10 protein-coding genes are annotated in these 11,866 nt (G+C 60.9%); 3 read left to right on the top strand and 7 right to left on the bottom strand.

What is annotated here, in order from left to right; translation table 11 throughout:
• Positions 1-22: 22 nt before the first annotated feature.
• Positions 23-235, top strand: a complete 213-nt coding sequence (locus ACH2ED_RS06470) for a hypothetical protein (RefSeq protein ID WP_395089482.1) — start codon at positions 23-25, stop codon at positions 233-235.
• Here the strand turns inward: ACH2ED_RS06470 and ACH2ED_RS06465 are convergent.
• Positions 232-1,374 carry a hypothetical protein gene (locus ACH2ED_RS06465; protein WP_395089480.1) on the bottom strand — a complete coding sequence of 381 codons (1,143 nt, stop codon included), beginning with the start codon at positions 1,372-1,374 and terminating at the stop codon, positions 232-234. The two genes, ACH2ED_RS06470 and ACH2ED_RS06465, sit on opposite strands and share 4 nt — an antisense overlap.
• Positions 1,375-1,389: 15 nt before the next feature.
• Positions 1,390-2,109, bottom strand: a complete 720-nt coding sequence (locus tag ACH2ED_RS06460) for an amino acid ABC transporter ATP-binding protein (protein ID WP_395089596.1) — start codon at positions 2,107-2,109, stop codon at positions 1,390-1,392.
• Positions 2,110-2,151: 42 nt separating this feature from the next.
• Between ACH2ED_RS06460 and ACH2ED_RS06455 the strand changes: the two genes are divergently transcribed.
• Positions 2,152-2,574, top strand: a complete 423-nt coding sequence (locus tag ACH2ED_RS06455; RefSeq protein WP_395089478.1) for a 2Fe-2S iron-sulfur cluster-binding protein — start codon at positions 2,152-2,154, stop codon at positions 2,572-2,574.
• A gap of 17 nt (positions 2,575-2,591) precedes the next feature.
• On the opposite strand, the gene ACH2ED_RS06450 is transcribed toward ACH2ED_RS06455, so the two are convergent.
• From ACH2ED_RS06450 to eat, 3 genes are all read right to left on the bottom strand, one after another.
• Positions 2,592-4,034 (bottom strand): DUF1501 domain-containing protein, encoded by a 1,443-nt coding sequence (locus ACH2ED_RS06450; RefSeq protein ID WP_395089475.1) that lies wholly within the window; start codon positions 4,032-4,034, stop codon positions 2,592-2,594.
• A gap of 66 nt (positions 4,035-4,100) precedes the next feature.
• The gene (locus tag ACH2ED_RS06445; RefSeq protein WP_395089473.1) at positions 4,101-6,635 is read right to left on the bottom strand and encodes a DUF1553 domain-containing protein; all 2,535 of its coding nucleotides are present in this window, start codon (positions 6,633-6,635) and stop codon (positions 4,101-4,103) included.
• A gap of 25 nt (positions 6,636-6,660) precedes the next feature.
• Positions 6,661-8,127: an ethanolamine permease gene (gene eat / locus ACH2ED_RS06440; RefSeq protein ID WP_395089471.1), complete on the bottom strand. Its 1,467-nt coding sequence runs from the start codon at positions 8,125-8,127 to the stop codon at positions 6,661-6,663.
• 109 nt (positions 8,128-8,236) lie between these two features.
• Here eat and ACH2ED_RS06435 point away from each other — a divergent pair, with 109 nt between their 5' ends.
• Positions 8,237-8,962, top strand: coding sequence for an NAD-dependent deacylase (locus tag ACH2ED_RS06435; RefSeq protein WP_395089469.1), 726 nt, complete (start codon positions 8,237-8,239; stop codon positions 8,960-8,962).
• Here ACH2ED_RS06435 and ACH2ED_RS06430 read toward each other — a convergent pair.
• Both ACH2ED_RS06430 and ACH2ED_RS06425 read right to left on the bottom strand, forming a co-directional pair.
• A complete protein-coding gene (locus ACH2ED_RS06430) occupies positions 8,959-11,502 on the bottom strand; it encodes a family 78 glycoside hydrolase catalytic domain (protein WP_395089466.1) in 2,544 nt (847 codons plus the stop codon). The genes ACH2ED_RS06435 and ACH2ED_RS06430 overlap by 4 nt on opposite strands.
• A gap of 9 nt (positions 11,503-11,511) precedes the next feature.
• Complete coding sequence (locus ACH2ED_RS06425) at positions 11,512-11,781, bottom strand: hypothetical protein (RefSeq protein WP_395089464.1); 270 nt, start codon at positions 11,779-11,781, stop codon at positions 11,512-11,514.
• Between the last annotated feature and the right edge of the window lie 85 nt (positions 11,782-11,866).

Genomic DNA, 11,866 nt, shown 5'->3' with positions numbered 1-11,866 from the left:
GCCACGTGGCTGGGCCGACGAGGTGGATATCGCCCGACGAATTGTCCTTGATAACCTTATCGACTGGGATCACGACACGGCATTCATTCCTCCGATGCGCTACTTCCACCGGCAAGTTCTCCTGGACTTCCGCTGCAAGCTCAGTGAGAAGCTCCAAAAGGCCGTGAAGAAAGAGTTTCGCTATATCGGAGTGGGGGTGGGCAAGAAGGTGGTTCGTATCCAGCTCGGGGCCTAGGGCAGCAAAAACAGCCGCCCTTCGGAGTCCCCCAAAGAGAGCTGGAGGCCGGGCATGTTGGGGCTCTCGTCGCGGATGGGAGCCTCTTTGCCAGTGACTTTATCTACCTCGCGGACACTCTCAAGCGGCGCATCAAAGACCACGGTCGGCCAGGCGGAGTAGGCGAAGCGGTAGTTCTGGAGGAGCACTGCGCGCCGACCGTCTTTGTGACGAAATGCCCCGACGAGATAGTCGCCTTGTGGATCTTCCGGGGCGCGTTTGAGATCCACAAGCCCGGAGCCACGGAGCGCCTCGGCGGGGTTGTCGGTAGGCTTGACCCGGTAAATGCCCGTACTGGTGAGCTGCATCAGGGTCGGGCCGAGGGCATGTAGCTCAGCGTTGAGGCGCTGGGCGTGGGCGTAGTGGCGAGTCTTAGTTCCGTCCATGGCAATAATCGCACCGCCTTTAGGGAACTCATCGCCGCCAGGGGTGAAGTAACAAAAATACAGCACGCCCTTTGCCCCGTACGCCAGCGATGCGTAGATCTGCCACCGGAGCTGCGACTCGGTGGGGTCGGTGTGGGGGCCGTAGGGCATCGAGTTAAAGAAATTCCAGAACGGAATTTTAGCCGCCAGTGACTGCTCGCGCATCACCGCTAAGTTCCCGCAGTAGCGATCCCGCCCGTCGCGATCCGGGTGAAAGATAGGGTAGTGATCCATCGAGAGAACACCGGGCTTGACCTGCTCAATGAACTGCCTGACATGGGTAACATAGTCTGGGGAGCCAAGCTGCTCGGGGCTGGCATAGTCGGGGAAAAGATTGACATAGGCGAGCTTTCCAGGATGAAGCCGCTCAATCGCCTCAGCCCGCACTTTGAGTTTCGGGAACTCGGACGCACTGGGCTCATCTTGGAGCGCGTACCCCCAGATATTTGGGTCGGTGGGAAACGTGCCCGCCTCACTGCCCTTCGGCGAGAGAATGCACTTGAGGCCGAACTTCTTGAGGAGTCTGAAAAGCGTGGGGAGCGGTCCGCTCTGAAACCCGGCGAGCACCAGATTAAACCCCGCCGCCGAGATCTCTTTGTAGCGCTGCTCGACATGGGCATCGCGGGGGGGATCTACCCAGAATCCGATAGCAAACCTATCTTGAACAAACGGCATTGTTTTTCTCCGAGATTATTTGAGCACACGTGCCAGAAACTCTCGGGTTCTTGGCTCTTTAGGATTTTCGAAGAGCTGCTCGGGCGGGCCAGATTCGAGGATCTTGCCCGCATCGAGAAAGCACACGCGCTGTGCGACTTCCTTGCAGAAGCCCATCTCGTGGGTGGCGACCAGCATCGTGCGGCCTGTTTTGGCCAGCTCGCGTAGCACTTCGAGCACTTCGCCGACCAGCTCCGGGTCTAAAGCGCTGGTCGGCTCATCAAAAAGAAGCACGGCGGGCTGCATGGCGAGCGCCCGGGCAATAGCGACTCGCTGCTGCTGGCCACCGGAGAGCTGGGCGGGAAGCTTGTGGGCATGCTCACTCAGGTGCACCTGCTCCAGAAGCGCTTTTGCTTCTTTTTCTGCCGTTGCTGCGTCTAGCTTGCGCACTTTCCGGGGCGCGAGGGTGATATTTTGCAGCGCCGTGAGATGCGGAAAGAGATTGAAGCGCTGGAAGACCATCCCGATCTGCTGGCGGAGCGCGTTCTCGTTGTGGTCGGTATCGGTGCGGCCTTGAAACACGACACTGCCGCCGCTCGGGGTCTCCAAGCGATTGATGCAGCGCAGCAGTGTGGACTTGCCCGAGCCACTCGCCCCGATCAGCCCGATCACCTCACCTTCCTTGACCGAGAGGGAGATGCCACGCAGCACCGGGGTCTGCCCAAAAGATTTCTGCAAGTCGCGGATTTCCAGCAAAGGGGTGTTCATTGGTTGGATTATACGATACAACAACTATCTATGGCTGGAACGAATCCCTACACGGCACCGGTTTCCTATGAGAAACCTCGGCAAGCGTACAAACTCACGATCCTGATGGAGGGGGAGCGGCACGAGCTGACGATCAACCCGTCGTCGTTGCCGCTGGGCCACAATGGCCTACCTGGCTCGATCTTGGATATCTGCGATGGCTTCGACCTCCCGCTGGAGCACACCTGCGGCGGCGTCTGCGCCTGCTCGACCTGCCATGTGATTGTCAAAGAGGGCTGGAGCTCACTCAACGAAGCCACCGAGGACGAAGACGATCAGCTAGAGGAAGCGCCGGGCTTGACGTTGAAATCTCGTCTAGGCTGTCAGTGCGTCCCCAACGGAACGCAGGATGTGGTAATCGAGGTACCCCACTGGAACCGCAACGCCGTCAAAGAGACACCGCACGAGCACTAGGAGACACCGCACGAGCACTAGGCCAAGACCTCCCGGATCACCTCGCCGTGCACATCGGTGAGGCGACGGTTTGCCCCGTTGTGGTAGTAGGTCAGCTTCTTGTGATCCAGCCCGAGTAGATGAAGCACGGTGGCGTGGAAGTCGTAGATCGTCGTGACGTTTTGCTCGGCCTTCCAGCCCAGCTCATCAGTTGCACCGTAGGAGAAGCCGCCTTTCACGCCCGCGCCCGCCATCCAGACCGTGAAGCCCTGCGGATTGTGATCGCGCCCCTGGGTCCGGGCTTGAAATGTCGGCATGCGCCCAAACTCCGTGGTCCAGAGCACCAGGGTGTCTTCCAGTAGCCCACGCTGCTTCAAGTCCGTGAGGAGCGCCGCCGTCGGCTGGTCGAGAATAGGACAGTGCCTATCTAAGTCCGACTTAAGCCGCTGGTGGGCATCCCAGTTGATCGAACCCTCCGCCGCCGAGGACGATGCGCCGCAGTAGAGCTGAACAAAGCGCACCCCGCGCTCCACTAAGCGCCGCGCTAAAATACAGTTCTTCGCATAGGCTGCCATATATTGATTACTACTGTCAGTACCATAGAGCTGGTGCGTCGCTGCCGTCTCTTTGGAGAGATCCGTGGCCTCGGGCGCGGAGAGCTGCATTCGGGCCGCCAGCGCGTAGCTCGCCAGCCGCGCGTCCAGCTCCGTGTACCCTGGTGCTCTCTTGCCGTAGCCTTTATTGAGCGCGTCCAGAAAGCCACGGACGCGTTTCTCACTGTCGGGAGACGCGCCTTTGGGGAGATCCAAGTCGGGAATCTGCTTCTCGGTATTAAAAGCCACGCCCTGAAACGCGGCGGGCAGAAAGCCATTGCTCCAGTTCGCAGGCCCGGCGATCGGCAGGCCACGCACATCGGGGATGGCGACAAAGGCTGGCAAGTCGGCAGTGAGGCTCCCCAGCGCAAACGTGGCCCATGCCCCCATGCTCGGGAATCCCTCAAAGATAAAGCCCGTGTTCATCTGAAGGGTCGCCGGGCCGTGCGTGTTGCTCTTGGCGGTCATGGCGTGCAGAAAACACAGCGCATCGGCGTGCTGCGCGATGTGCGGCACGATGTCGCTGAGCCACTTGCCGCTCTGGCCGTAGGGTTTCCAGCCGTAGGGGCTCTTCGCCAGCTTGCCCTGTCCCCCCTGAAACGTCACGAGCGCGTCTGCGCCGGGCAGCATCTCGCCGTCGTGCTGGGTGAGGCCGGGTTTGTAGTCCCACATGTCCAGCGAACTGGCCGCGCCGGGGCAGAAGATTTGGATGACGCGTTTGGCTTTGCCAGGCACTCCCCCCGGCTTCGCCGACCCCCTCTCGCTCTGTTTCGGCGTTCCGCCGGACGAGAGGGGGTGGGCATTTGCTTCTTCGGCGAGCAGGCTGGCTAGGGCAATGGAGCCCAGGCCAGTGGCGAGGTTCCCAAGAAAGGCGCGGCGGTCGCTCATGGCCTTATTACCTCTTTCCCAGCGACGTAGGAGCGACCGGGAGAGGGGGCTAGGGGGAGAGGTTGACTAGTAATACAAAAATTCATGGGCGTTAAAAAGAGCGCGGCAGAGCGCAGGTAGGCCGTCCTTAGCGACCAGAGTTCTGGCGAGAGCGAGCTCGTCGGTGCTTGGGCTGCGACCAAAGGCGAGCCGGAAGGCGTGTGTGACTTGCTTGTCGGGCACTAGCCCCGCCTCTTTTGCGACACGCTGGGCGAAGTGCGTGGCCTGCTCACGGACGAACGCACCGTTGAGGAGCGAGAGTGCCTGGAGCGGGGTGGTGGTGGTCTCGCGCTTAGGGGCGCGCTGGGCGCTCTCGGGACAGTCGAAGCAGGCGAGTAAGTTATCGCGGACGGCGCGGACAGCCATGCGATAAAGACTCCTTCGCCAAGTCTCGGGGCCGTAGCTCTCCGCGGGGCCGTAGAAGGCGATATTTTCCTGTTTGTAGGTAAAGAGTCGGTACGGTGGGCCACCCATCGTCCGGTCGAGCGTCCCGCTGGTTGCCAGCACCGCGTCCCAGAGTGCCTCGCTCTCCATGCGCCGTAGGGGGCCACGCCAGAGAAGCCGGTTACCACTGTCGAGTGCCGCCGCTTTGGGCTGAGGGATCACGGCGGATTGCTTGTAAGTCTGGCTGGTGACGATGAGTTTATGGAGCTTCTTAAACGACTGACCACTGCCCTGGAACCAGCCCGCGAGCGCGTCGAGCAGCTCCGGATGGCTAGGTTTCGCGCCGTTGTTGCCAAAGTCCGAGGGTGTCGCCACAAGCCCGACACCGAAGTGCTGCTGCCAGATCCGGTTGACAATCACGCGCCAGGTCAGCGGGTTCTCACGGCGCACCAGCCAGTCGGCAAAGGCAATCCTCGCCCCCCCCTCCGGCTTCGCGAAGGGGGGGATATTTGAAGGGGCACCAGGCATAATCTCCCCAACGCGCTGCATCACATCGCCGCGCTGGAGAAGATAGACCGGCTCGGGGGCGACGAGTTTGCCAAGATAGGCCCGCGTGCCGTCGCGGAGGGTGGCGGCTTTGCGCAGCAGCGCATCCCGTTCTTGTAGCAGCGTGTCACGGTCTTTTTGAAGCACTGGTTCGTTGCCATGAAGCTCATGGCTGGAGACCGTGCGCCAGCGCTCGCCGTCCTCGGATACCTCGATCTTGTAGGTCTGTGGCAAGCGATCTGCCGTCCGCCCCGAGGCGTCACGGCCCCAGGTGAGGCGGCTGATCGTGGTCTCGTGCGGCAGCTCGACCATGACCCAACCCTTGCCCGGCTCGTTGCTGATCCAGGAGAACTCATTGCCCAACCAGCCGTCGGTGAGGTGCGCAATCTGGTGAATCGGGTAGCCAGGAAGCAGCGATGAGGCGGTGGGCTTGCCGTTGAGTGCGAGGTTCTCGGTGCTCTCTGGGCCATAGAGCGCCAGCTCATCCAGACAAGGCTCGCCATCGCCTTGTGTGGAGAGAACCGTGAAGCGCACGAACTTCGCATAGGTCGGTGGGAAGACTTCCTCATTGCCGAGAGCCGAGAGTTTCTGCTCCGCTTTTGCCTGGTTACGAACCTCCCAGAGCACATTTTGATACGCCCGCTGGCGATCTGCCGTTCTTGTTTGCGGCTCCAGCGCCCGCTCGCCGTGATAGACTCCGGCGAATACCGCGCAGAGCTTGTAATAGTCGGTCTGGGGGATGGGGTCGAACTTGTGGTCGTGGCAGCGCGCACAGCCCACCGTGAGCCCTAGAAACGTCTCCGATGTAGTGGCGACCATGTCGTCTAAGTCGCTGGCACGCTGCTGACGGGTGAGGACTTCATCCGGGCTCGGCACATCGTCGTGGACACCGGCTACCAGAAAGCCCGTCGCCGCGTCCTGCCCAAGCGTGTCGCCCGCAAGCTGCGCCCGCACGAATTTTTCATACGGTATGTCCGCATTCAGTGCACTCACTACCCAGTCGCGGTAGGGCCAGGCATTCTCTCGCAGCAAGTTGCGCTCGTAGCCGTTGCTCTCCCCAAAGCGCACCACATCCAGCCAGTGCCGCGCCCACTTCTCGCCGTAGGTGGGGGACGCCAGCAATTTATCCACGAGCCTTTCATACGCATTAGGCTGCGTGTCGCTCACAAACGCGGCGATCTCTCCGGGCGTGGGCGGTAGGCCCGTGAGATCAACGGTCACCCGCCGGATCAGCGTCCGCTTATCCGCTTCGGGCGAGGGCTTCAGGCCACTTTTAGCGAGCTGGGCACGGACGAGTTTGTCGAGGAAGCCCCCCCCCGTTTCCCCCCGCCTAGCGGGGGGTAGGGGGCTAGAAAGTGGCTGGAGAGACCAGAGTGGCGCGGTAGTTGGCAGGGATTTCTTGAGCAGCGTAATTTCTGCCGCAGGGAGCTTCCCCGAGGGCGGCATCTTGCCGGACTCCACGACGCGAACAATACGGGCGGCGCTCTGACGGAGCGCTTCCGTGCGCGAGAGATCCAGCCCGGCGGCGGGTTTTATCCCACTGTGACAGCTCACACAGCGGGTCTTGAGAATATCCTGTGCCTGCGACGGCACGGCGGCGAGCAGTGCCGCAAAAATCAACCACAAACGCATAGGCTATTGTACACAATTTAGGCGCTTAGCTCAGCTCTTTTTCCGCCTCGGCGATCAGCGCGATCTCTTCCTCGGGGGCATGGGCCACGAGGCGATGGCGGCTGTAGAGCCAGTAGTAGGCAAACATCACGCCGATGAAAATTGCGGTGCCGACCACGCCGGGCCGTAGATCGGGGGCGGCAAAAGTGGCGAGCAGGCAGATAACGGCAAGAATCAAGCCGACCCCAGCACCGAAAGTCCCGAGAGGGCTCTTGTAGGGACGCGGCAGCTCAGGCCGGGATTTTGCCAGTTTTAGGTAGGCAATCAGAACAATCACGTACGAGATCACGGAGCCAAAGACCGCCATGTTGAGTAGCGCCGCCCCGACATTGGCCTTGAAGCTACTGATCAAGACGCACATCCCAAAGCCCACCACGGCCCCGACGATCAGCGCACGGTGCGGTGTCTGGTAGCGGCTCACCACGGAGAGGCCACGCGGCAGGTAGCCCGCGCGTGAGAGGGCAAAGAGCAGCCGTCCGTAGGCGTAGATAATGGCATGGAAGCTCGCGATAAGCCCAGTCACAGAGATCAGGCTCAGCACCGTGGTGGTCGCCTTCCCGCCAAACGCTGCGGTAAAGCCAAGATTGAGCGGCGCATCGGTGGCCGCAACGGCTCGCGCCCCGCCAGGAATCGCGGAGTTGATCACCAGCGTGAGCAGTGCAAGCCCCAGGAGCGTGAAAATCCCCAGGATCAGCGCCCGGGGCATGTCCCGAACCACATCATGGCTCTCCTCCGCAGCGAGTGGAAGCTGCTCGATTGCCAGAAAAAACCAGATTGCAAAAGGCAGTGCAGCAAAAATGCCGTAGAGCCCCTTGGGCAAAAACGCGCTCTGGCCAGGATCGGGCGGGATATTGAGCGCGTCGGCGTAGTGGAACGAGCCCGTTGCCAAGACGCCCACAAAAAAGACTAACAGCGCACTCACGGCCAGTAGAGTAATGATCAGCGAGATCCGAAATGTCAGCGCGGTGCCCCGGATATTGATGCCCACAAAGAGCACATAAAACCCCAGCCACCAGCCCCAGTCGGGGATACCGGGAACGAGCGCCTTGAGGTAGCCCGCGATCCCCACCACGACCACGGCGGGCGTGACGACATACTCAATGATATCCGTGACCCCGTTGAGATAGGCGACGCCCGGCCCGAAGGCGCTGCGGGTGAAGGAGTAGAAGCCGCCCGCGTGGGGCAGTGCCGTCGAGAGCTCCGCGATACAGAGCACGAGGCAAAAGTACATCACGGCGGCAATCAGTGTGGCGATCAGCAAGCCGCCAAAGCCACCCGCCGTGAGCCCGTACTGCCAGCCAAAGAAGTCGCCGGAGATCACGGCCCCGACCCCCAGCGCCCAGAGCATCCCCCAGCCCGCACTCTTCTTCAGCCGCCGCGAGTCTAAGTAGCCGTCCTCCACCGCGACATAGCTACCGCTCCCCGCCCGTTTGGGTACACTCTCATCGTTCATGCGGGCATTATGCCTGAAAGCCTTTCATCCTGTATCCCTTCGCATCGCTCCGCGACTCGGAGAGTTTTGTGTGCCCACTTCAGCGGGCGATCAAAAACGATAGAGTAATATGAAGACTATCCCTCCTCTAGGTATTGGCACGAAGTTTCACCGCGTGGTGATTCTCACGGGCGCGGGCGTCTCCGTGGCGTCGGGATTGCCGACGTATCGTGGGCCGGGTGGGCTCTGGGAGAACGAGGAGCTGGCCAAGATTGTGCATGCGGAGAGCATCCCGACACGGCTGCCCGAGCTCTGGAAGCTCTACTCGGAGCGGCGAGCGACGGCGCTTTCGGTGGGGCCAAACGCGGCGCACCGGGCGATTGCCGATGCCCAAAAACGCTGGCCGGGGCAGGTGTTTGTGATCACGCAGAATGTGGATAACTTGCATCAGCGTGCAGGGAGTGAGAACATCATTGAGCTACACGGCTCTGGCTTTCGGACACGCTGCACGAAATGCAGCGCCTCGCCATTCTACGATGAAGCCAGCTACGAAACGCTCCCGCTTTGCTGCGTCTGCGGTGCGCCGCTCCGCCCGGATGTGGTGCTCTTTGGCGAGATGCTTTCGGAGAAAGTTATCGCCCAGTCTACCGCCGCACTCCGTGGCTGTGATCTGTTTCTCGTGGTCGGCACGAGCAGCGTCGTGATCCCCGCCGCGTACTTACTCCTCGACGCCTACGACGCCGGAGCGCACTGCGTCTCGGTCAATATCGAGCCGTCGCGCCATGAGAACCCGTACCTGCACGACGAGTTCATGGGGAAGGCCGAGGAGCTACTACCGATTCTTTTAGCCACCTAACTCCATTGGGTGGTATGCTTCCCGCTCTCCAGTGCTTTTGTCGCGCCACCGGGCAGGTGCAGTGTGGCGGTGGAGCCGATGGGAATCTCGACGGTGAGGGCGATTTTCCCGCCTTGCCGCTTCCACTCCACTTTAATCGGGCCACGGAGCGATTTGTAGCTGGCCTTGACGAAGTTCAGCCCGGCCACAAACTGGGGCCGTAGCTCGATTTTATCGAAGCCGACGGCATCTTCGGCGGGCTGGATTCCGGCGAGCCAGGCGAAGAACCAGGCGCTGATCGAGCCGAACATCGGGTGGTTGTGCGAGAACGTGTTGTCGGAGAAGTCCCAGTGCTCCCAGAGCGTGGTCGCACCGCCCGCAAGCATCGCGCCCCACGATGGCACGGTCTTTTTCGTGGCAAAAGTGAAGGCGGCATCGGCGTGGCCCAGGCGCGAGAGGGCATCAAACATAAACTTGGTGCCGTAGATTCCCGTGGTCAGGTGGCCATTGTGGGCTTGCAAGTCGGCGAGCAGGCGGTCAAGTGTGCGCTGCTGCGCGGCTTGATCGAGTTTACCGTACTCCAGCGCGTAGGCTAGGCAGGCCTGGATAGGCGGTGCATCCGGGAAGGCACGCTGGTAGGCGGCAGTCGTCGTCTGTGCAAGAGAGCGCCACTTTGCGGCGTCACTGGGCTTGCCTAGTGTCGTCGCCAGCTTCTCGGCCAGCCGGGCACACTCGGCGTAGAGCAGCGGCAGGGTTGCCTCCGTCGGGCTCCCCACCCGCGCCTCGTGATCTGTAAGTCCCTTCTTGGCATCGGTGCCCTCCAGCCAGCGGGCAGTCGCTGCGTAGTGCGTCTCGATGAGTTTTTTATCGCCGTAGTAGCGCAGAAGCTCCACTTGCAGCAAGGGCAACGCCATCGGCCAGCCTACCCCGCAGTAGTGGATCCCAACATACGGCGCGGTGTCCGGCAGGGAACCGTCGGGGCGGGCGGCATCAACATAGTCGGTGACAATCTTCCCGTAGAGAGCCGCCATGTCGAAGTTGTAGAGAAACGCGTCGCGGGTGGCCACAATATCGCCGCCGTAGCCAAATTTCTCGCGGTGGGGGCAGTCGGACTGGACAGAGAAGAGATTGGAGAGAAACGTCCGACGCGTGATCTCTTGAATCTGGTTGAGCAGCGGCTCGGAGCAAGAAAACTCCCCCGCGCTCTCCACGGAAGCGGCCATTGACTGGACAATTAAAACGGGCTTCTCACTCGCCCCGCTCACCTCCACGTAGCGAAACCCCCGGAAGACAAAGTGTGTCTGAAAGGTCTCCTCAGCTCCCCCTGCACAGATAAAAGCGTCTTCCTGCACGGCGGGAATATGAGGACGCTCGCTGTCTTTGGGCGCACCATGGCGCTCTTTCGTCCCCCCTTTGATCTGCCCACAGACACCCGTCATCGGGTTGAGCGTGCCGTCTTTATTGAGGAGCTCCCCGTAGCGTAGAGCAATCTTCTGTCCTGGCTTTGTGTTCCTCAGTGTCAGACGTACCCGCCCGGACTGGTTCACCCCCGCATCGAGCAAAAACACACTTGGCTTGAGCTCGGAGAGGACGCTTGCCGTGCGCTCCCCGATCACCTTGATCGGCGGCTGCGGTTCGCACTGGAGCGGCCCAACGGGCTCTGTTGCAAGCACCACCTGCCGCGCCGCGCCCTTGCGCGCTTCCCGTGCATCCCAGACCTCGCCGATGTAGTTGTTCTGGAAGCGCAGGGCGCTGTCGCGCACACTCCAGCTTGTGTCCGTGACGATCACTTGCTTTGCACCATCGCTGAGCTCGATCTCTAGCCGCGCAATGCAGCGGGGACGGCCCGTGGAGAGGGTCTTGGGTAAGAACGCCGCGCCCCCAAACATGACCAGCGGCAGGGGGTTCCACCAGCCATTGCCCACGAAGATCTCCAGTGCATTCTCGCCGCGCTTGAGGAGCTTGGTCACATCGAGCGTGCGGTAGTAGACACGCTTCTCATAGTTCGTCCAGCCCGGCTCTAGCATCGCGTCACTGGGATTGATACCGTTCACGCTCGCCTCAAAATACCCCAGCCCCGTCACCGACAATCGCGCGGATTTCACGGCGCGGGGCAGCATAAAGCTCTTTCCAAACAGTGGCAGCGGATCATCGGCGTAGGGATTGGTGGGCGCAGGCTTGGGATCGCGAATCCACTGTGCCCCGCTCCAGTCGGCGGGAGTGAGAAGCCCCAGCTCAAAGCTCGCCTCTTTACTCCACGGCCCCGGCTGGTCATCGCGGTTCCACACCCGCACGCGCCAGAAAACTCGCTGGCCACTTGTCAGCTTCTTACCTGCATAGGCCACTTGAATGGTGTCCGCCGAGGCCACTTTGCCGCTATCCCAGAGCACGTTATTGCTTTCTTTATTACTCGTTGCTACTATTTGATAGGCTCGCTGTACCTCGCCCTTGCGCGACGAACGGAGCTCCCAGGAGAGCCGTGGAGCCAGAGAGTCTATACCTAGCGGGTTGGTGCGATACTCGCAGCGAAGATTGGTTGCCGTCAGTGCCATTGATTGCATGGAAACATTCTAACCTGTCGGATAGCGATTTAGCACCTGAAGTCCCCAACGTTCTTCACAGCGCTCTGGCGTATTGAAGGCAAAGATGCGCTCCGTCGCCTCGCCGATAGCGGTTCGAGGAACAATCAGCTCCCCAATGATGTGAAAATGCTCGGCCCAGGAATCCATACGTGGGTTAAAAAATCGCGTGAGATCGCCCGCGAGTGAGAGAGAGGCAAGGTCACTGCCTTTGTTTTTGTTGCAAAGAAAACAAGCACAAGCTAAGTTAACTCCAGTCATGGGTTGAAACTCCCGGTGTAGAATGAGTTTGACAACCAAACCTACCCCAGGAGTTTCCCCATGAGTATAGCCCAATCAGACACTG

Origin of the sequence: Armatimonas sp. (genome assembly GCF_043757465.1) — a bacterium.
In the GTDB taxonomy this organism is placed as follows: Bacteria; Armatimonadota; Armatimonadia; order Armatimonadales; family Armatimonadaceae; genus Armatimonas.
Note: the sequence above shows the minus strand (reverse complement) of the source record. Positions and strands in the feature narration are given on the sequence as shown.